Source organism: Micromonospora sp. DT68 (genome assembly GCF_049847245.1).
Taxonomy (GTDB): Bacteria; Actinomycetota; Actinomycetes; order Mycobacteriales; family Micromonosporaceae; genus Micromonospora; species Micromonospora profundi.
In genome coordinates this window covers 19,917-42,385 of record NZ_JBNCNZ010000027.1, presented here as the reverse complement: position 1 = coordinate 42,385, position 22,469 = coordinate 19,917, and the positions used below count along the sequence as shown (strand labels likewise).

The window sequence follows — 22,469 nt, the reverse complement described above, 5'->3', positions numbered from 1 at the left end:
GACAGCGGATCAGGCCCGCTCGACCTCGTCCAGCAGCGCCTCGAACTCGTCCAGGCCGGACTGCTCCCCCTGCGTGCGGACGACGAGCCGCGCCAGTTCGTCGACGGTCGGCGACTCGAACACGTCACGCACCGCGAGCTGGACCCCGAAGACGTCGCGTACCCGGGTGATCAGCCGGGTCGCGAGCATCGAGAAGCCGCCCAGCTCGAAGAAGCTGTCGTAGATGCCGACCCGTTCGATGCCCAGCAGTTCCGCAAGCAACTCGGCGAGCTGCCGCTCCATCGGCGTACGCGGCGCCGCGTAGTCGTCGCCGAGTCCGGCGTCGCCGCTGGGCCGGGGCAGTGCACGCAGGTCGTACTCACCCCACGGGGTACGCGGCAGGGCGTCCAGCACGAACAGGTGCCGCGGCACCAGGTAGTCGGGCAGACGCGCCTTGAGATGACTCTGGATCGCGGCGGCGCCCCGCTCCGGGTCGGGCCCGGCCACATAGCCCAGCAGCGTGGTCGCCCCGTCGGCGTCGGTCTGCGTCAGGACGACAGCATCGTGGACTCCGGGGACGTCGCGCAGGCCGGAGAGGGTTTCGGCGGCGTCGACGTACACGCCGCCGGACGACACGACGGCGTACTCCACCGACCCGTCGGCACGTCGGCGACCGTGGTCGCCGGTGCGCTCGTCGCCGTACCAGATCTCGGCCAGTTCGCCTGTCGCGGCGAGTTGCCCGGAGGCCCGCCGCAGCGTGACAGGCATGCCGGGCAGCGGGGTGCCCAGCGGGACACGCAGCGGCGCGTTGCGCACCTCCATGTCCTGCGGTGCCTCGTAGCAGCAGAGCGGGCGTCCGTCGGCCGTCACCCGGTACACCGCCACGCAACGGCAGCCCGGTGCCATCTCCCGCACCGCCTCGACGTCGTGCGGCAGCAGGTCACCGGCGTTGTCCATCAGCACGTACCGCAGCGCCGGCAGCTCGGGCACCGGGTTCTGCGCCGTCATCGCCCGCAGGATCGGCGCGTCGACGTACGCCACGGTGACGGCGTTCTCGCGCAGCCAGGTGGTCAGCGCCCCGGCGTCCGCGCCGAACGCACGATCCGGGACCAACAGTGTGGCGCCGGCGGCGAAGGCGGTGCGCATCGCCGACATCAGCTGGCCGGGCCGGCTGGACAGCACAACGAACCGGTCGCCGGGACCGAACTCGAACCGCTGGGCCGCCCAGTCGTCCGGGGTCTGCGCGGCGGGGCCGCCGTCCGGCACGGGGAGCGGGCCGGTGGCAGCCGGCAGGACCGTCCGCAGATCCACGGTGCCGGCGGCCGGCGCACCCGCCGGGCTGCCGTCCAGCACTGTCGTGAGTTCGAGCGGCCCGGTGAGCGCCGGGTCGTCGGTCTCGATCACAGTGCCCACCGCCCCGGCGCCGGCCGCACCGAGCAGCGCGGCGACGAATGCGGCGTTCGGCCGGCGCACCACGCCGACGCGGTCGCCGGCCCGGACTCCGCGCTCGGCAAGCACCTCGGCGACCCGCTGCGCGGCCACCGACATCCACGCGTAGCTCCACTCCCCTTCGCCGTCCACCACGGCGGCCAGGTCGGCGCCGTCCGGTCGCCGGAGGTCGACAGGCCCCAGGGTGTACGCCGGTTCGACGGCGACCGCAGGCTCGGCGGGCTCGTCGAGCAGCCGTACCGTGGGGTCCTGGACGGCCCGGCCCAGCAGCGTGCGCAACTGTCGGAGCAGCACCCGGCCGGTCTCCGGGTCGCAGCGGTCGGCCGGGAAGTCGAGCTTGAACCGCAGCACCCCGCCGGACTCCTGCGCGGTGAACGTCAGGTCGTAGCGGCTGAACAGCGACGGTGTGTCCATCGGCTCGATGGCCAGGTCGGTGACCTGCTCGGCCTCCGGGCTCGCCACCACGTTCAGGACCACCTCGAACAGCGGTGTGCGGCGCGGGTCGCGGACGATGTCGAGGTCGCGGACCAACTCGTCCATGGGGGCCTCGGCGTGGGCGTAGCCGTCCAGGGCGGTCCGCCGCACGCGCTGGAGCAGGTTGGCGAAGTCCGGGTCGCCGGACAGGTCGACGCGCAGCGGCAGCATGTTGACGAAGAAGCCGATGAGCCGGTCGGTGACGCTGTTGGTCCGGCCCGCGACGGGCACGCCGATGACGACGTCGGTCTGCCCGGCCCACCGGCTGAAGATGGTCGCCAGGACCGCGTAGAGCACCATGAACGAGGTGACGCCGTGGGTGCGGCACAGCTCGTGCAGCGCCGCCGTCTCCGCCGGCGACAGCGCGTCCACGACCTGGCCCGCCTCGGCCCGCAACGCGTTCGTCCGCCGCTGCACCGTCGGCAGCGCGAGGACCCGTGGTGCGCCCTGCAGATGCTGCCGCCAGTGGCCGACCTGGTGTTCCAGGGCATCGCCGGAGAGCCAGCCGCGCTGCCACACCGCGTAGTCGCGGTACTGCACGGGCAGCGCGGACAGGCCGGCCCGCTGCGGGTCGCCGCCGGACCGGTACAGGGTGGTCAGTTCGCGGATGAACATGCCGATCGACCAGGCGTCGGACACGATGTGGTGCATCGTGACGCCGAGCGCGTGCTCCCGCTCCCCGAGCTTGACGAGCAGGCAGCGGATGAGCGGGCCGGTGGTCAGGTCGAACGGCGTGGTGAGTTCCTCGTCGAGCAGGCGCCAGGCCGCCTCCTCGACGGACGCGTCACCGCCCTGTTCCCGCAGGCCGGTGAGGTCGCTGATCCGGATGTGCCAGTCGTCGTCCGGGTCGTCCACCACCTGCACCGGCTCGCCGTCGGTGGCCGGGAACCGGGTACGCAGCGTCTCGTGCCGGGCGATGATCGCGCTGATGCTGCGTTCGAGGACCGCGACGTCAAGCTCCCCGAGAATGCGCCGCCGACCGTGCACGTTGTAGATGACGCCGGGCAGCAGCTGGTTCTCCATCCACAGCCGCTGCTGGTCGAAGGACAGCACCGGACGGGCACCGGAGGGCCGGGGCAGCAGCGGCTGCGGCCGGGTCGCCGCGCGGGCGGCGAAGGACTTCGCGGCCACGACGGACGCCAGGCCGGCTACCGTACGCGACTCGATGTAGTCAGCCACCGGGATGTCGACGCCGAACGTACGCCGGATCTGCGCGACCACCCGGGGCACCTGGGCGACGTTGCCAAGCGTGAGCAAGGGGTCCTGCACGTCGACGTCGGTACAACCGAGGACCTCGTGCAGGATGCCGAGGAGCGCGTCCTCGTACGGGGTACGGGGCGGCAACGACCGCTCGCCGTCCACGCCGAACGGCTCCTGGAAGTGAACGGGCTCAGCCGGGGATGTCTCCGCAATGGGACGCGCCATGCCGGAAACCTACGGTCGCCCGGCCCGGGACGGTTGTCACGTAAACAGGTGGTCGTCGGAGGCGGTGAACCGCATCGGCAGCCGCTCGTAGCCGTGCAGGAAGTTCGACTGCATCAGGCGAGCGCCTTCGGCCGGTTCGCAGCCGGTGAACAGATCCACCGTGTGCCGCAGCACCGCGCGCAGCTGGGCCCGGCCCAGTGCGGTGCCGGGACAGCTGTGCGGGCCGGCCGCGAAGCCGATGTGCGGGTTCGGATGCCGACCGGCGTCGAACGTGTCCGGCTGCGCGAAGACGGCCTCGTCGCGGTTGGCGGAGCGGGGCCACACGACGACCGGATCGCCGGCCGCGATGGCCTGGCCCGCCAGCTCGACGTCGCAGGTGGCGACCCGGGCCAGGTGCCGCACCGGGTTGCCCCACCGCACGGCCTCCTCGACCGCCGTCGGCACGGCGGACGGATCGGCCCGCAGCGACGCGAACACGTCAGGCATCCGAGACAGCGCGTCCAGCAGGTTGGTAAGCGCCGCGCGGGTCGTCGTGGTGCCGCCGATCGCCAGGTTGAGCGCGTTGAGGACCACCTCGCCGGTGGTCAGGGCGTCCCGGTCCGCGGTGCCCGCCGCAAGCCGCTGGACGAGACCGTCGGCGTCGGACCGGTGCCGGCTCGTGCGCAGCAGCCGGGAGAAGTAGCCGAGCAGTTCGCCGTTCGCCTGTTCCGCCTCCTGGCGGAGGTCCCCGCCGGCATCTGCCGCTGCCCGGGACAGGAACACCCGCGACGTCCGGCTGGTGATCCAGTCGAGGTCGGCAGGTGGCAGCCCGAGCAGCAGGCCCGCGGCGTGGGTCGGGATGCGGGAGGCGACGGCCTCGACGACATCGACCGTCCCGCCACGGTCGCGCACGGCCACGAGCAGCCTCCGGGCGTACCTGTCGACCTCCGGCTCCAGGTCGGTGACCACGCCGTCGGCGAAGAGGGCGCCGATGCTGCGGCGCAGGCGACGGTGCTCCGGCGGGTCGGTGACCTCGACCATCATGCCGCTGGCCGGGTCCGGGCCGGGCCGCAGGCTGTCGAGCGTCATGCCGTTCGTGGCCGAGAAGGTGATCGGGTCCCGGTAGACCCGCATGGTCTCCGCGTAGCGGATCACCGCCCAGAAGCCCGGTCGGCTCTTCGGGCCGTGCCAGAAGACGGAGTGGACGGGCCGCAGGGTCGCGAGGATCCGCTCCAGGTCCGGCGTACGGGCCGGATCCGGGTCGGCGAGGTCGATGTCCGGGATCGGGTCCGTGCGGTCGAGGACCGGGCCGGGCGACGTACTGCTCATCGGGACACCACCGGAGCGTCGGGGTTCGCGGCGACCTCCGCCAGCAGTGCGACGTAGTCGCCGGCGAGGCGGTCGACGGTGGCCTCGTCGAACAACTGGGTGGCGTACACCAGCCCACCGTCGACGCCGCCGTCGGCCCGCGCGGTGAGGTCGCAGGACAGGTCGTACCGGGATGCGGGCGGATGCGGAAGTGGGAAGCCCGCCGGGTGGGCGGGGATGCCGTGGGCGGCGAAGTAGACGTCGAACAGGGGATTGCGGCCGGGCGACGCTTCGGTCTGCGCCGTCGTGGGCACCGCGCCGACGATGTCCTCGAACGGCAGCACGGCGTGCTCCGCGGCGGCGACAGTGGCCGCGCGCACGCGGCCGAGCAGGTCCCGGAAGCCGATGCCGCCGGCGAGGTCGACGCGGATCACTGCCGTTTCCTCAAGCATGCCCACGACGTGCTCCAGTCCGGGGCGGTCGCGGCCGGCCACGGGTACGCCCACAGTCACGTCCGTCCCGCCGGTGTGGCGGGCCAGGAGGGCGCACAGCCCTGCCAGCAGGGCTGTGCCCCGGGCCGCGTCCCGGTCCGCCGCGACGTCGTCGAGTGCCCGCACGACGGCCGCCGGCACGTCGAACCCCACCCGGCCGCCGCGCCAGTCCCGCACCTCCGGCCGGGGCCGGTCGGCTGGCAGCTCGGCCGTGGCGGCCCCGGACAGCGTGGACCGCCAGAAGTCCAGGTGCCGTCGCGCCGCCGGGCCGGCCGAGTGTTCGCGCTGCGACCGCGCGACGTCGGCGTAGCCGAGCAGCGGGGCGGGCACCGTGCGACCCCGGTACGCGGCCCGTACCTGGTCGGCGATCAGTTCCCGGGACCGGTCGTCGGCGGCGATGCGGTGGACCACGATCAGCAGGTACGCGTACTCGTCGGCCGGTCGGCGCACCAGGCGGACCCGGACCGGAGGTGCGGCACCGAGGTCGAAGGGGCGGTCCAGTTCCTCGGCCAGGATCGCCGTGGGATCGCCGTCCTCAATGGTGAGACGCTGCGGCGCCGCCGGCTGCACGACCGGGACCGGCAGGCCGGACGGGTCCGGTTCGTAGCGGGTACGCAGGATCGCGTGGCGTTCCAGCAGGCCGGTCACGGCCTGCTCCAGGGCTGTGGTGTCGACCGGGCCGGGCAGCCGGACGACCACCGGTGTGTTGTCGACGGTGCTGTCCGGTGCCGCCAGCTGATGCAGCCAGAGCCGCCACTGCGCGGCGGAGAGCCGGGCGTCGCCCGCGTCGCGCGGTGCCCCGGCCGGCGCTCCGGCAGTGCGGTCGCCGTCCAGCAGCGCGGCGATTCCGTAGACGGTGCGGGCCTCGAACAGTGCGTTGATCGGCACCTCGGTCTGCAGTTCCTCGTTGAGCCGGAGCACGATCTGGACGGCGCGCAGCGAGTCGCCCCCGAGGGCGAAGAAGTCCTCGTGCGGGTCGACCTCGGGCCGTTCGAGCACCTCGGCCACGATCGCGGCGATCCGCTGCTCGGTGGTGCCGCCGGTCGGCGCGTCCGGGGACGTACGGCCGCTGGTCCCGGCCGGTTCGGCGGGCCGGGGCAGGGCGGAGCGGTTCAGCTTGCCGTTCGGCGTACGGGGTAGCTCGTCCAGGACGACGAACTGGGCCGGCACCAGGTAGGCAGGCGCGCAGCGGGCGAGGTGCCGCCGCAGTTGCCGGGCGTCGGGCGGGTCCGCCGGATCGACAGGCCGGACGTAGGCCACCAGCCGGGCGTTCTCGTCGCTCCCGCCGAACGCCCGCACCGCGGCCTCGGCCACACCGGGGTGACCAGTCAGCAGGTGCTCGACCTCGCCGGGCTCGATCCGGAACCCACGGATCTTGATCTGGTCGTCGCTGCGGCCGAGAATCTCGATCCGCCCGTCCGGGTGCTGTCGGGCGATGTCACCGGTGCGGTAGAGCCGGGCTCCGGCGTCGTCCGGGTCGGCCACGAACCGCGTGGCGGTCAGGGCCGGGCGGCCCAGGTAGCCGGTGGCGACGCCGGCGCCACCGATGTAGAGCTCGCCCTCCTCGCCCGGCGGCACCGGCCGCAGCCCCGCGTCGAGCACCCGGAGCGAGGTCCGCCGGACCGGGTGGAAACGGGCCGGCGTGCCCCGTTCGTGGCGGGTGACTGCCGACCACACCGTCGTCTCCGTCGGCCCGTACAGGTCCCAGAGCACGACTCCCTCGCCGAGCAACCGCTCGGCGAGTTCGGCCGGCAGCCGCTCCCCGCCACACAGCACCGTGAAGCCTGGCGGCGGCGACCAGCCGGCCTCCAGCAGGAGCCGCCAGGTGATCGGTGTCGCCTGCATGACCCGTGCGCCCGTGTCGGAGAGCAGCGCCGCCAGCCGGCGCGGGTCGCTCGTCTCGCCGTGCCGGGCGACGACCACCCGGCCGCCGGTGGTCAGCGGCAGGAACAGCTCCAGGCCGGCGATGTCGAAGGAGACGGTGCTCACGGCGGGAAGCACCACCGCGTCGGGCAGACCGGGGCGCTCGCGCATCGACTCGATGAAGTTGGCGAAGGCGCCGTGTGTCACCACGACGCCCTTGGGTCGGCCCGTCGAGCCGGAGGTGTAGATGACGTAGGCGGTGGAGTCCGGGTGCAGCGGCGCGGGGTGCACCGGGTCGCGGCACACCGCGACGTCGGTCAGCTGGATCCGGGTCGGCACACGCAGGCCGGGGGCGCCGGCGGCGTCGGCCGTCAGCAGGATCCGCGCCCCGCAGTCCGCGATGACGTGGTTCAGCCGGTCGGCCGGGTGCTCGGGATCGAGCGGCACGTACGCCGCGCCGGCGAGTTGGACACCGAGCAGCGCCGGCACCAGGTCGACTCCGCGGGGCACCGCCACCGCGACGGGCTCGCCCGGCCCGACGCCCGCGTGGCGCAGCGCCTCGGCCACCCCGGAGGCCTCCGCGAACAACTGGCCGTAGGTGAGACGGTTGCCTGCGGACTCCACAGCCACCGCGTCCGGCTGCCTGTGCGCCACGGCCCGGATCAGGTCCGGCACGGTGGTCCCGGCGCCGGTGCCGGGACGAGCGGAATCCGGTACGGCGACGAGGCTTTCAGCGGAATCGTGGATGCCGATCACGGACGCTCCTCCGATGCGGGGCGGTCGGATCCCAAGTCAACGGAGCGGGGCCACGACGGTCAACATGGTCTGCTGTCCCGCGTTCACCGGACATCGGGTTCTGGTCGGGCCTCCGGCGCGCGGCGTCCGTCCCCGCTTCGGGCGACGGTCCGCAGGCAGCCCCGCGCCGGTAGCCTCGGCGGCGATCCGCTGCCGGGCCACCGGCGGCCGACGATGCGCGAGGGGGAACTTCTGCCATGTCCCCTGCCGGCGAGGCGCAGCCCGACGGCGCCCAGGTGTGGGTACGCGGCCCTCGCAGCATCGACGTCGGCCGCAGCGTGCTGGTGTGGCGCTCCACAGTCCCGGCGCGGACCGTCCTGCTCTGGCGCACCCGGCGGGGCACTGCGGTAGCGACGGACGCCCACTGCCCGCACCGCGCGTACCTCATGGTGGACGCGCGACTGGTGCGCGACGCCGTCGAGTGCCCGCTGCACGGTTACCGCTTCGGCGCCGACGGCCGCTGTGTCAACTTCCGGCGCTCGCCGGATGCGCAGATCGTCGATGTACGGGAGGCCGACGGGTGCCTGTGGCTGGCGCTGTGAGAGGCCGTCGCCGCTTTCCGTGACTGCCCGGCCACCGGCCCCGGTCCTAGCGTCGTGCTGCGAACGGCTGCTGCCGCGACGACCGGAGGGCGGGATGCGACGTGCACCGCATCGACGGGGTGGAGTCGCCGGTTCGGCTCCCCGACGCCGACCCGCTGGGGCCGTTGCGAGCAACGCTGGCCGCTGCCTTCCGCGACAAGAAGCTCAAAGGCCTTGCGCCTGAGCTGGTGGTCGGCGACGGACCGGGCTGGATCTGCGCCGGCAGCATCGCCGACGGCACCCGGCTGCCGGAACTGCTCGACGCCGTGGCCCGTCGCCGCCAGGCCACACCGCACGCCGCCGCGACACTGGCGTGGAAGGCGTACACCTACGCGGTGGCGTTGCCCGCAGTGCTCGGCTGGGCGTCGGCCCGGCGGGTTCCGCTGGTCCGTGCGACCGATGTGGTGGTACGCCTGGACTCGCCCGACTCGGTGCTCACCGTCGCCCTCCGGCCGTCGGTACGTGTGGCGGTGCTGCCGTGGGATCCTACGGCGCGCGGGGGCGGGGTCGAGGTGGCCACGGACGAGGCCGGTCTGCTCGCCGCGCTACGCGGAGCCCTTGTGGACGCGCACCTCGGCCCGATGCTGACGCACATCCGGATGGTGGCCCGCGTCAGCTCCCGTTCGTTGCGCGGGTCGCTCGCCTCGGGCGTGGCGCACGCCGTGCTGAGGGCCGCCCACACGCTGCCCGGCGATGCTGTCGACCACGTCGACACGCTGCTCACCGCGCTCCGCGTACGGGATCTCGTGGATCTGCTTCCCGGGCCGGACGGCGGCGCGACGGTCCAGCGTCACACCTGCTGCCTGGCCTTCACTCTGCCGGAGGCGAAGATCTGCGCCGGTTGCTGCATCCGACTCGCCCGCCCGCCGGGCGGCTGACGGGCGGGCGCCACGGGCGTCACCGCAACCCTGACACCGCAGGCGGGAGGCCGGGACCGTCGTCCCGGCTTCCCGCGACATGCGCCCCGATGGCAGCCTGCATACCGTGGGCGGGCGACGGAACCGGTCGCCTGGTCGCACCGCGCCAGCGTCACCGATTGGGACGGACTTCGACATGGAAATCGCCGTTGCCCACCTCGAAGCCTGGATGCGCGACTACTACCACAAGGTTGACCACGACATCGGCAGCAGCGGGGTACGCGACCTGTCCATGCACGAGTTCCGCGCCCTGTGCGGGTTCGAGCTGTCCGAGCTCGACGGCATGGTGTTCCACGACAGTGAGAGCTACGGCGGCAGTCGGCTGCGTGCCGCGCTTGCCGACCGGTGGACCGGCGGCGACGTCGACCGGATGATGGTCACCCACGGCTCCAGCGAGGCGATCTACCTGGTCATGCATCTGGCGCTGGAACCGGGTGACGAGATCATCGTGCTCGACCCCGCTTACCAACAGCTGTACGACATCGCGGCGTCCCGGGGTTGCCGGGTGACCCGGTGGCAGCTGGACCCGGACGCCGGGTTCGCCGCCGACCTGTCGGTGCTGCGCGAGCTGGCGGCGCGCGGGCCGCGGATGATCGTCGTGAACTTCCCGCACAACCCCACAGGTGTGTCCATCACTGCCGAGCAGCAGAAGGAACTGGTGGCGATCGCCGCCGAGGCGGGGGCCTGGCTGGTGTGGGACCACGCGTTCGGCGAACTCACCTACACTGCCGACCCGCTGCCGATCCCCATCGAGTACGAGCGGTCGATCGTGTGGGGCACGTTCTCCAAGAGCTACGGCCTGGCCGGGCTGCGCGTCGGCTGGTGTGTCGCGCCCCCGGAGCTGCTGGCCCGGATGGCGGTGCTGCGCGACTACATCGCGTTGTACGTCTCGCCGGTCCTTGAGTTCTTCGCCGAGCAGGCGGTCCGGCACGCGGACCGGATCGTGGCCATGCAGCGGGAGCACGCCAGCGCCAACCGGCAGTTGCTCATCGACTGGGCGGCGGACCGGCCGGAACTGGTGCGGCTCAGCCCGCCCGCCGGCGGGGTGGCCGCGTTCGTCGAGTTGCTCGGCCAACCGGACGTCGTCGCCTCCTGCCGCCGGCTGGCCGAGCAGCACCGGGTGCTGCTCGTACCGGGCGTGTGCTTCGGCGAGGCCTACCGCAACCACGTCCGGCTCGGCTTCGGCGGTAGCACCGCCGAGCTCACCGCGGGTCTCGCGCTGCTCGACCGGGTGCTGCGGGAAGACGTTCGGCCGCCGCGCGCCTGAGGCGGTTTCCCGTCCCCAGGCGCGTGGCGGCTCCTCAGTTGGCGGCGGACAGTTCGCTGTAGGCGCGGACGAGCGTCTGAGCCGCCGTCTGGACGGTCTCGAACGGCCGGGCCAGGGACAGCCGGATCAGGCGCAGGCCGCCCTCGGGGTCGGCCCAGTGGAACGGCGCGCACGGCAGCACGTGCACACCCCGCTCGCGCATGTCCTTGTACAGCAGCGACGAGTCCGGCCCGTTCTGCGGCAGACCGATGCGGGCCACGCTGATCTGCGAGGTCGGATCGGCAAGGCGCAGGCCGGCCGGCTCGATCGCCTCCCGTACCGCAGCGCGGTTGCGCTCCACGAGATCGCGCGCACGCTCGTAGCCACCGTTGACCCAGTCGGCGGCGAGCGCCTCGACCAGCTGCAGCACGACCGGCGAAGCGGCGAGCAGCGACTCGGAGAAGGCCCGCTCCAGTGGCAGATCGGTCCGCTCGCTGTAGGCCAGCAGCCCGATCTTCAGCTCGTGCATCGGCCACAGTTTGCCGGTGTCCTCGATCGTGATCCAGTCCGCGCCGGCCGCGTCGAGGACCGCGTACGTGTCGTACTGCGCGTCCCGGACCTGGCCCCGGAAGCTGGCGTCGATGATGACTGTCTGCCCGTGCTTGACGGCGTGCTCGGCGAGCGAGCGCAGGTGACCTTCCGGCGTGACCAGCCCGGTGGGGTTGTTGGGATGGGTGAGGACGATCGCCTGTACCGGCGCGCCGGGCCAGGACTGGTCCAGCATCGCCTCCTCGCTCAGCGGCACCAGCTTGAGGCCACGGGTGGTGAACAGGTCGGCGATGTTGTCGAACGTCGGGTGCAGCACGGCGATCGTGGCGCCGGCCGGCAACGCGCGGGCCACGATGTCGGTGGCAAGAGTGGAGGAGTAGCAGCTCAGAATCCGGCCGGTACCCACCGGCGCGGTGTGCTGCCCGATCGCATCCAGAAACGCGCGGTGGGCCGCCGTCTCGATCGCCGGGAAGGACCGACGGGTCGCCGTCGTGAACATCTCGGGGAGCCGAGCCACGATCGCGGCCTGCTCGGTGGAGAGATCCAGCCGGGCGTGCCCGTCGGTCAGGTTGAGGCCACCATCGACGTCGGACAGTGCGTCGACTTCCATCGTGGTCAGATTGGCAAGCTCGGTCATATGTCAGTCCCGAGGGTGTCGGCACGCCGGCTGACGGGCTACGGCGTGGACCCAGCAGATGATTTCTAGGACGAACCTAGGGTCGCCGAGGTCGACGCACCTGTCCCCTCTACCGGGGACCGCAGGGCCGCAGCCCGCGACCATAGGCTGCAACCGCAGGTCGCCGACGGCGGACCACCTCGGCCAGCGGGAGGCCACGCGTGCATCACCTGACGCTCACTCCGGCGGACAACGCGGCATTGACACCGATGCTCAGCGAGCTCGCGAGGGCGTACAAGACCATCGAGGAGCCGGATTTGATCCGGCGCGCGCCGGTTCTCGCGCGGCATCTGCCGACGCACGTGCTGGAGTTCCTTGAGGAGTACCGCCTCGGCGAGCCGTCCGCTCTCTGCCTGATCTCGGGCCTTGAGATCGAGCTGGAGAAGCTCGGACCGACTCCGCCGCACTGGCGCAACAGCCAGTACGACTCCCCTGCCCTGCCGCAGGAGATCTTCTTCCTGCTGTGCGGCTCCGTGCTTGGCGACGTGTTCGGCTGGGCGACCCAGCAGGACGGCCGCATCATGCACGACGTGCTCCCGATCGAGGGGCACGAGCACTACGAGATCGGCTCCAACAGCCTTCAGCACCTGTCCTGGCACACCGAGGACGCGTTCCATCCCTGCCGGGGCGACTACGTGGCGCTGATGTGCCTCAAGAACCCGGACCTGGTGGAGACCGTCGCGTGCGACGCCGGTGACCTCGACTGGTCGGCGCTGGACGTGGAAGCCCTGTTCGAGTCGGAGTTCACCCAGATGCCGGACAACTCGCACCGGCCGGAGAACGCTTCCGACTCCACCGGCGACCCGGTCGTCGACCGGCTGCGCCGGCGCAGCTTCGCGCTGATCCAGTCGTGGAACGACAACCCGGTCAAGCGGCCGGTGCTCTTCGGCGACCGCACCGACCCGTACATGGCGCTCGACCCGTACCACATGAAGACCGCCGGCTGGTCCGACCGGTCGCTCGGCGCGTTCCAGGCGTTGTGCGACCAGATCGAGGCGCACATGCAGGACGTCCGCCTGCGCCCCGGCGACTGCCTGTTCATCGACAACTTCCGGGCGGTGCACGGACGCAAGTCGTTCCAGGCGCGCTACGACGGCTCCGACCGCTGGCTGAAGCGCCTCAACATCACCCGTAACCTGCGCGGTTCCCGGGCGTGGCGGCCGGCGGCGGACGACCGGATCATCTACTGACGCGGCGGGTCAGCGGCCCGCGTCGGCGAACCTGCCGGCGAGGACCGCTATCGCGTCCCGGTCGAGGTTGCCCACGCTCACCCGGACGGTACGGCGGTCGTCCGGAAGGAACGCGGTGCCCGGCATGACGAGCGTGTCGTGCTTGACCACCAGCTGGCGCACCACGTCGTTTGTGGAGCGGCCCGGGAACGGATGCCGCAGCCAGGCGAAGAAGCCACCGCAGGAAAGCAGCTCGAAGCCGCCGGGCCGGGCGGCCATCGTGTCGGTGAACCAGGCCCGCCGATCGGCGAGTTCCCGGGCCCGCACGGAACGCCACCCTCGGGCGTACGTCAGGCCCGCCCAGGCGGCTTCCTGCCCGATGCGCGGCGCGCAGACCGCGACGCAGTCCAGCAGCTTGCACACCTCGCGGTTGAGTTCCGGGGAGGCGACCACGGCGCCGACGCGGTAGCCGGGAATGGCCAGGTCCTTGGAGAACGAGTGCAGGCTGACGACTGTGCGTTCCCAGTGCGGGCCGGCGAACAGCCGGTGCGCCGGCTCGTCGGTGTCGCGGAACGACCGGTACGTCTCGTCGAGGATCAGCGCGATGCCGTGCCGCTCGGCCACCGCGGCGAACGCCGCGATGCCGTCCGGGTCGACGGTGACCCCGCTCGGGTTGCCCGGCGTCACAAGCACTATCGCGCGGGTACGGGGCGTGACGAGTCGTTCGGCGTCGGCGGCGCGTGGCACGAGGTCCGGCCCGGGCTCCAGGTAGACAGGCGTGACGCCGTTCAGCCGCAGCCACATGTCGTGGTTGAAGTAGTACGGCAGCGGCAGCACGATCTCGTCACCGGGCCCGGCCAGGGCGGCGGCGACCAGGCTGAACGCCTGGTTGCAGCCGGCCGTGACGACCACGTTGTCGGCCCCTACGGTCCCGCCGTAGTCGCGGCCCAGCTCGGCCGCGAAAGCACGACGCAGCCGGGGCAGGCCAGGCACCTCGGTGTACGCGCCACCGTCGGTGGCGCGTGCCGTTCGCACGATGTGCTCGACGACGACCCGCGCTGGCCCGTACTGCGGCGCTGCCTGCGCGACGTCAAGCAGGTGCCCGTCGTTCTCCCGCAGATCCAGGAGGTCGTAGGCCGCGCTGATCGGCGAGTCGTTCGTGTTCCGTGTCCGGCTGTTGAATCGCACGACCGGCGCTCCTGTTCACGACGTCGGTGTCAGCAGACCTTGTGCACCCAGTGGTGCGGATCGGGCCCGCGGCCGTACTGGATGTCCAGCAACGCGCTCCGGAGCCGGTGCGTCACCGGACCGGGCTGGCCGTCGCCGATCCGCCAGTCACCGGTGGCGGACCGGACAGTCCCCACCGGCGAGATCACTGCCGCGGTGCCGCAGGCGAAGGTCTCGGTGAGCGCGCCGGACGCGCAGTCGGACTGCCACCGCGACGTACTCATCCGGTCCTCCTCGGCAACCATGCCCAGCTCTCCGGCCAGGGTCAGCAGCGAGTCGCGGGTGATTCCGGGCAGCAGGGCACCGGTCAGCTTCGGTGTCACGATCCGCGGGCGGGATCCCCCGTACACGAAGAACAGGTTCATCCCGCCCATCTCCTCGACCCACAGGTGCTCGGCGGCGTCGAGCCACACCACCTGGTCGCATCCCTGCGCGGTGGCCTGCCGGGTGGCGAGGAACGCGCCGGCGTAGTTGCCCGCCGCCTTGGCGTCGCCGGTGCCGCCCGGGGCAGCGCGCACGTAGTCGTCGCACAGCCACACGGTCAGCGCCCGAGGGCCGGACGGGCCGAAGTACGGCGCCGCCGGGGACGCGATCACGCAGAAGAGGTAGCTGCTCGACGGATGGGTGAAGCCCAACCCGGGCTGCGTCGCGATCATGAAGGGCCGCAGGTAGAGGCTGTTGCCGTCGCCCGGCGGTACCCAGTCGCGGTCCTGAGTGACGAGCAGCTCGACTGCCCGCACGAAGGTGTCCACCGGCAGCTCGGGCATCGCCAGCCGGCGCGCGGAGCGGTTGAACCGCTCGGCGTTCGCCATCGGCCGGAACAGGGCGATCGAGCCGCTGTCGTGCCGGTACGCCTTCATGCCCTCGAAGACCGCCTGCCCGTAGTGGAACACCGAGGTGGCAGGCGGGAGCGTGAACGGGCCGTACGGCTCCAGCCGCCCGTCGTGCCAGCCACGTTCCTCGGTCCAGCGCACCGTGACCATGTGGTCGGTGAACTGCCGGCCGAAGCTGGGCTGGGCCAGGGCGGCCGCGCGCTTGTCGTCGGACAGGCACTCGCCGTTCGGGCAGATCTCGAACTGGACCACGGCGTCTCCTCAGGTCGCCCGGAACGTATGGACCGCGCTATCCGCGTGACCCTGTCCCGTGAACGCGAAACAGGGTTCAGGCGGCGGGCTCCACGGACGTGGACGGACGCCCTTCGGGAGGCGGGGGCGCGTCGCGGATCATGCCGCCGAGCAGGGCGGCCCGCGTGAGTTCGGCCTTGTTGCCGGCGCCGATTTTCGCGCGAATGCGTTTGACGTAGGTGTCCACGGTGTGCGGACTGATCCCGAGCCGGGTGGCGATCTGGCTGTGGGTCAATCCGCAGGAGATCTGCCGCAGGACCTGCTCCTCGCGCTCCGACAGGTGGTGGGCGGGCGGGTCGACCCGCCGCGCGGCGGACGGCGCGTCGGTAGCGCCGGACGACACGCAGTATCCGGATGTGACGGCCCGGATGGCGTCGACGAGTCGTTCGATCGACTCGCGTTTGCAGATCACTCCGGATGCGCCCGCCTCAAGGTAGCTCGCATCGTCGTCCTCGTAATTGGCCAGGACCAGGACCGCCGTACTCTTCGCGGCGGTGGCGATCTGATCCAATTCGTTCGGCGGCGACAACGCGTCGACGTCGATGAGTACGGCGTCGGCAAGCCAGTTCGGATCCTCGTCCGGCGACGTGCGCACCGCGACGATCTTGATCCCGGCGTTGGTCAGGGTCTGGACGAGGCCGACAAGGAAAATGGGTGAGCTGACCACTAGATCGGTGCGAATCACGCATGTCCCCGCAATCACATGGTTACCGTTTATACGGTTTTGCCATCCGGGCTGGGTTCGGTCTCCTCATTTATCGCCGTAGGGCAGAATCGTGTATTCGGTCGAGCGACTGCCGCCGGAAACGGCATCGTTCGCCTGCAACAAGTGATCTATGAGGCCCTATCGACGCTAGCAATGGGCGTGTCCGGCACAGGTCCCTGCTTTGGGGGACGCGTCCTGCCGTACGCCGCCTGACCGGCCCTCCCTTCACCGCCCGGCGCTGATTTGTCCTATATGGATATCCCCATGACGGACGACCCCCCTGGGACCGTTCGAATAGGATGTGTCGTATTTCGGCGCTGTGTGCGATGCTTGAGCGCCGGCCGGCAGACGCTACAACGGGGCGCGCACATGCTGGATACATCGGGCGCACATCGCTCGACTTTCCCCGGTTTCCGGGACGGGCTATGCTCTCGATCATCGTCAATTTGGATCTCCTCGGCCCCCTGCGGGTGTCGCGTGACGGCGTCGAGGTGCCACTCCCGTCGGTCAAGCAGCGGCTGTTGCTGGCCGGGCTGCTGCTGCGGCCGAACGAGGTGGTCGGCACCGACGAACTGCTCGCCGTCCTGTGGTCGGACGAGCCGCCCGCGTCGGCCACGGCGAACCTTCGAACGTACGTGCACGGACTGCGGCGGGCGCTCGGTCCCAGCGGACGGGAACGGATCACCGCGACCGCCGGCGGCTACCTGATCCGACTGTCGCCGGGTGAGCGCGACCTCGACCGGTTCGACGCGGCGGTGGCGCGCGGCCGGGCGTCGCTGGCCGCCAGCGAACCGGAACAGGCGGCAATGCACCTCGCCGACGCGCTCGACATGTGGCGCGGCGCGCCGCTGTCGGACCTGCCGCACACCCCGCTGCTGGCCCGCAGGATCCGACGGCTGGTGGAGCGGCGATTGCTCGCCGAGGAGGACCACGCCGCGGCGCGGCTGGCTGCCGGAGCGGCGGCCGGGGTCATCGAGCGGCTCCGCGCACTTGTCGACCAGCATCCGCTGCGGCAGAGGGCATGGGCGCACCTGATGACCGCGCTCTACTACACGGGCGACGTGTCCGGCGCGTTGGACGCCTTCCAGCAGGCCCGGGGCGCGCTGGCCGAGCAGACCGGGCTGGATCCGGGACCGGAACTGGTCCGGCTGCGCGACGGCATCCTGCACCACCGGCTCGCCTCCGGAGGTCCCGGCCCGACGATCGGAGGTCCGGCCGCCGGCAATCCGGCCGCTGCAGGTCCGGCCGCCGGCAATCCGGCCGCTGGAGGCCCGGTCACCGGCGATCCGGCGGCCCGGCAACGGGACGACCGCCGGCCCGCCCAACTGCCACTGGCCCTGCCCCGTTTCATCGGGCGCGAGCCGGAACTGTCCCGACTCGATCACTGGCTGGACGACGGTACGACCGGACCGACCACCGTGGTGATCTCCGCGGTGAGCGGCATGGCCGGCGTCGGCAAGACGGCACTGGCGCTGCGCTGGGCACACCGGGTGGCCGATCGCTTCCCCGACGGCCAGCTGTACCTGAACCTGCGCGGCTACGACGACGTCGACGCCGTGTCCGCCGCGGAGGCGCTGCGCAGTTTCCTGGAGACCCTCGGCGTACCGGACGCCCGGATACCGACCACCACGGACGCCCGCATCGGGCTGTACCGGAGCCTGCTTGCCACCCGCCGGATGCTGATCGTGCTCGACAACGCCCGCGACTCCGACCAGGTACGCCCACTGCTGCCGGGCACCGGCTTCTGCGCGGTCGTGATCACCAGTCGTGACCAGCTCAACGGCTTGATCCGGGTGGAGGGGGCGAAGCCGCTGACACTGAACGTCCTGACCGAGCAGGAGTCGCGGACTCTCCTTGGCAACTGGCTGGGGGCCGGACGGATCGCCGGAGAGCCGGCCGCGGTGGCCCGCATCATCGACGCCGCCGGGCGCCTGCCCCTCGCCATGTCGATCGTGGCGGCTCGCATGGCGGCGAACCCCACGCTCCCGCTGACCGCCTTCGCCGCCGAGCTGCGCCGACACGAGGCGCTACTGGACGCGCTCGACGACGGTGACGTCCGGCGCGTCTTCTCCTGGTCGTACCGGGCGCTCAGCGAACGGGCGGCGGAGCTGTTCCGCCTGCTCGGCCTGCATCCCGGGCCGGATCTCACAGCTGGTGTCGCGGCCGCCCTGAGCGGGCAGACGCCGGCCGCCGTCATGGCACCACTGCGGGAGCTGACCCGGCTGCACCTGTTGACCGAGCACCAGCCAGGTCGGTACGTCCTGCATGACCTGCTCCGCACCTACGCCGCGGAACTGGCCGCGTCCGGTACGCGCGACGACCATCGCCGTGCCGCCTACCAGCGCCTCTACGACCACTACCTGCACCAGGCCTATCCGGCGGCGCGTCTGCTGCAGCCGCAGTGGGCGCCGATCCCGCCGGTGCCCCGGCTGCCGGACAGCCTCGCCACCCCGCTCGCCGACCGGCAGGCGGCACTGGACTGGTTCGCTGCCGAACGCCGGGTGCTTGTGCGCGTCGTCCGGCAGGCCGCCGACACCGGTTTCGGCGCCTACGCCTGGCAGCTCGCCTGGGCGCTGACCGCGTTCCTGGCACCGCATGGTCTGTGGCAGGACCAGCTCACGGTGCAGCAGATCGCGGCGGCCGCGGCGGAGACGGCCGGCGACCTGGGCGGGCAGGCAATGGCCAACCGGATGTTGGCACGCGCCGCGCTGCGGCTCAACCGGCACGACGTGGCCGCGCGTCGGCTGGAGTACGCGCTCAAGTTGTACGAGCGGATCGGCGACCTGACCGGCCAGGCTCAGACGCTGCACAGTCGCACGGAACTGGCGTACGAGGTCGGCAAGCCGCAGGACGCGCTCGTCTACGGCCGCCAGGCGTTGCGGCTGCACCGGCTGGCCAACAGCGCCGCCGGTGAGGGGCGCACCTTGAACGCGATCGGGTACATCTACGCCACTACCGGCGAATACGAACTCGCCATCGCCAGTTGCACCGAGGCGCTGGCCCTTCAGGAGAAGATCGACGACCGCAACGGCCAGGCGGCCACCCTGGACAGCCTCGGCTTCGTCCACGAGCGGCTCGGCGCGCACGAGCGTGCCGCTGACCTCTACGAACGGTCGATCCGGCTGTTCCGGGACTCCGCCGACCGGTACCACGAGGCCGAAACGCTGGTCCGGCTCGGTGACGTCCGGGCGACGATGGGCGACCTGGCCGCGGCCGGGGAGGCGTGGCGCCGCGCCACCGAGATCTACGACAGCCTCGGCGACCCCGCCGCCGACGACACCCGGAGCCGGCTGGACCGGCTGGACGGCAAGTGACGTCGGACCCGCGAGACGTCACACCTGGCAACCCGACCGGCCGGGTGTACCCCTTTCCGGGGACACCTGACAGCCCGGTGTACCGGGACCGCCCTCTCCCCTAGCCCGGCCACCCACCCGGCCCGCCCGGGCGTCCGAGGGGACGTGAGGTGCTCAGCCGGCGAGCACCCGGACGCGGATCAACAGGGTCGGCGGCGCCCACTAGACTCTGCGGCATGGCAAAGCCCCAGGAGAAGGTCTCGTTCGGCCAGCGGCTGAAGCAGATCGGGATGGTGTTCAAGTTCACCGCCAAGCAGGACCGGTGGTTCGCGCCTCTGGTCGGTGCCGCGGTGCTCATCCCCCTCGCCGTCACCGTGGCCGCGGTCATCCTCTGGAGCTGGATCTGGCTGCCGGTGGGCATCCTGTTCACCCTGCTCGCGGTGCTGATCGTGCTGAACCTGCGGTCCAACAAGGCGATGATGAACGCCGCCGAGGGGCAGCCCGGCGCGGCGGCGCAGATCATGGAGAACATGCGCGGCGACTGGCGGGTGACCCCGGCCGTCAGCTCCACGACCCAGATGGACATGGTGCACCTGGTGATCGGCCGGGCCGGCGTGATCCTGCTGGCCGAGGGCAACCCGCAGCGGGTACGCGGCCTGCTCGGGCAGGAGAAGCGGCGGCTTGCCAAGGTGATCGGCTCCGCTCCCCTGCACGACTACGTGATCGGGCAGGAGGAGGGCGAGCTGCCGATCCGCAAGCTGCGCACGACGCTGCTGCGGCTGCCCCGCGCGCTCAGCGGCAAGGACGTCAACGCGCTGGACAAGCGGCTCAAGGCGCTCACCGCCCGGCCGCAGATGCCCAAGGGCGCGATCCCGAAGAACATGCGGCCGCAGGGCGGCGCGTTCCGCCAGTCGCGGGGGCGCTGACACCTTTCGACGTACACCGTGTGAGGAGCCGGGCCCACCACGGGCCCGGCTCTCGCGCGTTGTGGGCCCCCGCCATGGCGGCGGTCAGGCCGCGCCCGGCGGGGTCAGGCCCGGGGCGCGTCGACGATCACCGAGCCGGTGAGCCGGTCGTGCAGGCCGCGACGGTGGCCATCCATGATCAGTGCGGGTACGACAAGGGCCAGCAGCACTCCGCGGCCCAACGCCCGGAGTAGCCCGATCCGACCCCCGTCGAGCCAGTTCACGCAGCGGATCTTCGTGATGTACATGCCGGGCGTCTGGGCGAACAGGCCGAGGAAGATGCCGTACTCCAGGATCAGCACCAGCACCGGCGCCCAGCCGTCGCGCACCGGGTCGGCGAAGATGTTTGCCACCAGCAGGCAGAGCACCCAGTCGATGATCAGCGCTCCGAACCGTCGTCCCAGGGTCGGCGGGGTGAAGGTGGGGTCGGTGGCCGGCGCTGCCGGGGCGTGCGGATTGGTCACAGTGATCAAGGGTATCCGTGCCAGAAACCGGGACCACGAGTACCGCCAGCACCGCGTGCCGAATCGGGCTATTGGCATCAGATGTCACTACACTGCCACGAGACGGTATGGTGGATCACGCGGTCTGAGTACGTGAACAGGAGCGTTGCTGACGCTCCGGGAGTGACGTAACACGGCAGAAACACAGGAGACATGGCCGGGCAACCCCCTGGCCATAGCGTCGCCGAAAGCCTAGCCACCCCGTTGGACGTGCCAGGAGGATGTGTGTTCGCCAATCCCGAGGAACTGCTGCGATACCTCAAGAACGAGGACGTGAAGTTCGTCGACGTTCGTTTCTGTGACCTGCCCGGCGTGATGCAGCACTTCAACCTGCCGGTCGAGTCTGTCAACGACGACCTCTTCACCGATGGCCTCGCGTTCGACGGTTCGTCGATCCGCGGATTCCAGGCGATCCACGAGTCGGACATGCTCCTGCTCCCGGACGTCGCATCCGCATTCATCGACCCGTTCCGGGCGCAGAAGACCCTCGCTCTCAACTTCTTCATTCACGACCCGTTCACCCGCGAGGCGTACACCCGCGACCCCCGCAATGTCGCGAAGAAGGCCGAGGCGTACCTGGCCGCGAGCGGCATCGCCGACACCGCCTACTTCGGCGCCGAGGCGGAGTTCTACATCTTCGACTCGATCCGCCACGAGACCTCGGCGCACCAGTCGTTCTACTACATCGACTCGGTCGAGGGCGCGTGGAACACCGGCCGCGAGGAGCCGGGCGGCAACCGCGGCTACAAGACCGCGTACAAGGGCGGCTACTTCCCGGTGCCGCCGGTCGACCACTACGCCGACCTGCGCGACTCGATCGTGCGCCGGCTTGTCGACACCGGCTTCACCGTGGAGCGTTCGCACCACGAGGTGGGCACCGCCGGCCAGTCCGAGATCAACTACAAGTTCTCGACGCTGCTGCACGCCGCCGACCAGCTCCAGCTCTTCAAGTACATCGTGAAGAACGAGGCCTGGGCCAACGGCAAGACCGCCACCTTCATGCCCAAGCCGCTGTTCGGCGACAACGGCTCCGGCATGCACACCCACCAGAGCCTCTGGCTCAACGGTGAGCCGCTCTTCTACGACGAGACCGGCTACGCGGGCCTGTCCGACACCGCCCGCTGGTACATCGGCGGTCTGCTGCACCACGCGCCGTCGCTGCTGGCCTTCACCAACCCGACGGTCAACTCGTACCGTCGCCTGGTGCCGGGCTTCGAGGCGCCGGTCAACCTGGTCTACTCGCAGCGCAACCGCTCCGCCTGCACCCGCATCCCGGTGACCGGCAGCAACCCGAAGGCCAAGCGCGTCGAGTTCCGCGTGCCGGACCCGTCGGCCAACGTCTACCTCGCCTTCTCGGCGATGATGATGGCCGGCCTGGACGGCATCAAGAGCAAGATCGAGCCGCCGACGCCGATCGACAAGGACCTCTACGACCTCCCGCCGGAGGAGTGGGGCGACGTCAAGCAGGTGCCGGGCTCGCTGTCGGCAGTGCTCGACTCGCTGGAGGCCGACCACGACTACCTGCTCGACGGTGGCGTCTTCACCCCCGACCTGATCTCCACCTGGGTCGAGTGGAAGCGCGCCAACGAGGTCGACCCGGTGCGTCTGCGCCCGACCCCGCACGAGTTCGCCATGTACTACGACTGCTGAGTAGTCGCTACAGCACCGGCCGGGGGGGGGGCGCCCCACACCGAGAAGAGGGCCCCGGGCTAAAAACACCCCCCCCCCCCCCCCCCAACCAGCAGAAAAA

General features: G+C 71.4%; 15 protein-coding genes. 7 read left to right on the top strand and 8 right to left on the bottom strand.

The annotated features are described in order from the left end of the window. Positions 1 to 9: 9 nt before the first annotated feature. From ACPXB1_RS29195 to ACPXB1_RS29185, 3 genes are read right to left on the bottom strand one after another with little or no spacing between them, the layout of a single operon-like run. Positions 10 to 3,327 (bottom strand): condensation domain-containing protein, encoded by a 3,318-nt coding sequence (locus ACPXB1_RS29195; protein WP_355597762.1) that lies wholly within the window; start codon positions 3,325 to 3,327, stop codon positions 10 to 12. Positions 3,328 to 3,363: 36 nt separating this feature from the next. Further along, positions 3,364 to 4,635: a cytochrome P450 gene (locus tag ACPXB1_RS29190; protein ID WP_355597764.1), complete on the bottom strand. Its 1,272-nt coding sequence runs from the start codon at positions 4,633 to 4,635 to the stop codon at positions 3,364 to 3,366. Next, a complete protein-coding gene (locus ACPXB1_RS29185; protein ID WP_355597766.1) occupies positions 4,632 to 7,724 on the bottom strand; it encodes an amino acid adenylation domain-containing protein in 3,093 nt (1,030 codons plus the stop codon). The genes ACPXB1_RS29190 and ACPXB1_RS29185 overlap by 4 nt, the downstream gene beginning before the upstream one ends. Positions 7,725 to 7,960: 236 nt before the next feature. On the opposite strand from ACPXB1_RS29185, the gene ACPXB1_RS29180 reads away from it, so the two are divergent. From ACPXB1_RS29180 to vioD, 3 genes are all read left to right on the top strand, one after another. Next, positions 7,961 to 8,305 carry a Rieske (2Fe-2S) protein gene (locus tag ACPXB1_RS29180; RefSeq protein WP_355597768.1) on the top strand — a complete coding sequence of 115 codons (345 nt, stop codon included), beginning with the start codon at positions 7,961 to 7,963 and terminating at the stop codon, positions 8,303 to 8,305. Positions 8,306 to 8,406: 101 nt separating this feature from the next. Continuing rightward, entirely contained in the window at positions 8,407 to 9,222 is an 816-nt protein-coding gene (locus ACPXB1_RS29175; protein WP_355631278.1) for a hypothetical protein, read from the top strand. A 175-nt stretch (positions 9,223 to 9,397) separates the two neighbouring features. Further along, positions 9,398 to 10,528: a capreomycidine synthase gene (vioD, locus tag ACPXB1_RS29170; RefSeq protein ID WP_355597772.1), complete on the top strand. Its 1,131-nt coding sequence runs from the start codon at positions 9,398 to 9,400 to the stop codon at positions 10,526 to 10,528. 34 nt (positions 10,529 to 10,562) lie between these two features. On the opposite strand, the gene ACPXB1_RS29165 is transcribed toward vioD, so the two are convergent. After that, positions 10,563 to 11,666, bottom strand: coding sequence for an aminotransferase class I/II-fold pyridoxal phosphate-dependent enzyme (locus tag ACPXB1_RS29165; RefSeq protein WP_355597774.1), 1,104 nt, complete (start codon positions 11,664 to 11,666; stop codon positions 10,563 to 10,565). 227 nt (positions 11,667 to 11,893) lie between these two features. Between ACPXB1_RS29165 and vioC the strand changes: the two genes are divergently transcribed. Next, positions 11,894 to 12,922 (top strand): arginine beta-hydroxylase, Fe(II)/alpha-ketoglutarate-dependent, encoded by a 1,029-nt coding sequence (gene vioC / locus ACPXB1_RS29160; RefSeq protein WP_355597776.1) that lies wholly within the window; start codon positions 11,894 to 11,896, stop codon positions 12,920 to 12,922. Positions 12,923 to 12,931: 9 nt separating this feature from the next. On the opposite strand, the gene ACPXB1_RS29155 is transcribed toward vioC, so the two are convergent. The 3 genes from ACPXB1_RS29155 to ACPXB1_RS29145 form a co-directional block, all read right to left on the bottom strand. Next, complete coding sequence (locus tag ACPXB1_RS29155) at positions 12,932 to 14,089, bottom strand: aminotransferase (protein WP_355597778.1); 1,158 nt, start codon at positions 14,087 to 14,089, stop codon at positions 12,932 to 12,934. 29 nt (positions 14,090 to 14,118) lie between these two features. After that, positions 14,119 to 15,213: a branched-chain amino acid aminotransferase gene (locus tag ACPXB1_RS29150; protein WP_355597780.1), complete on the bottom strand. Its 1,095-nt coding sequence runs from the start codon at positions 15,211 to 15,213 to the stop codon at positions 14,119 to 14,121. A 76-nt stretch (positions 15,214 to 15,289) separates the two neighbouring features. Then, on the bottom strand, positions 15,290 to 15,919 hold the full coding sequence (locus ACPXB1_RS29145) for a response regulator transcription factor (RefSeq protein ID WP_355597782.1): 630 nt from the start codon (positions 15,917 to 15,919) through the stop codon (positions 15,290 to 15,292). A gap of 464 nt (positions 15,920 to 16,383) precedes the next feature. Here ACPXB1_RS29145 and ACPXB1_RS29140 point away from each other — a divergent pair, with 464 nt between their 5' ends. Together ACPXB1_RS29140 and ACPXB1_RS29135 are read left to right on the top strand one after the other, a co-directional pair. Beyond that, positions 16,384 to 19,272: an AfsR/SARP family transcriptional regulator gene (locus tag ACPXB1_RS29140; RefSeq protein WP_425736065.1), complete on the top strand. Its 2,889-nt coding sequence runs from the start codon at positions 16,384 to 16,386 to the stop codon at positions 19,270 to 19,272. 215 nt (positions 19,273 to 19,487) lie between these two features. Beyond that, a complete protein-coding gene (locus tag ACPXB1_RS29135) occupies positions 19,488 to 20,177 on the top strand; it encodes a DUF4191 domain-containing protein (protein ID WP_355597786.1) in 690 nt (229 codons plus the stop codon). Positions 20,178 to 20,281: 104 nt separating this feature from the next. On the opposite strand, the gene ACPXB1_RS29130 is transcribed toward ACPXB1_RS29135, so the two are convergent. After that, entirely contained in the window at positions 20,282 to 20,680 is a 399-nt protein-coding gene (locus ACPXB1_RS29130; RefSeq protein ID WP_355597788.1) for an RDD family protein, read from the bottom strand. A gap of 264 nt (positions 20,681 to 20,944) precedes the next feature. Here ACPXB1_RS29130 and glnA point away from each other — a divergent pair, with 264 nt between their 5' ends. Beyond that, positions 20,945 to 22,369 carry a type I glutamate--ammonia ligase gene (gene glnA, locus ACPXB1_RS29125; RefSeq protein WP_355597790.1) on the top strand — a complete coding sequence of 475 codons (1,425 nt, stop codon included), beginning with the start codon at positions 20,945 to 20,947 and terminating at the stop codon, positions 22,367 to 22,369. Positions 22,370 to 22,469 lie beyond the last annotated feature (100 nt).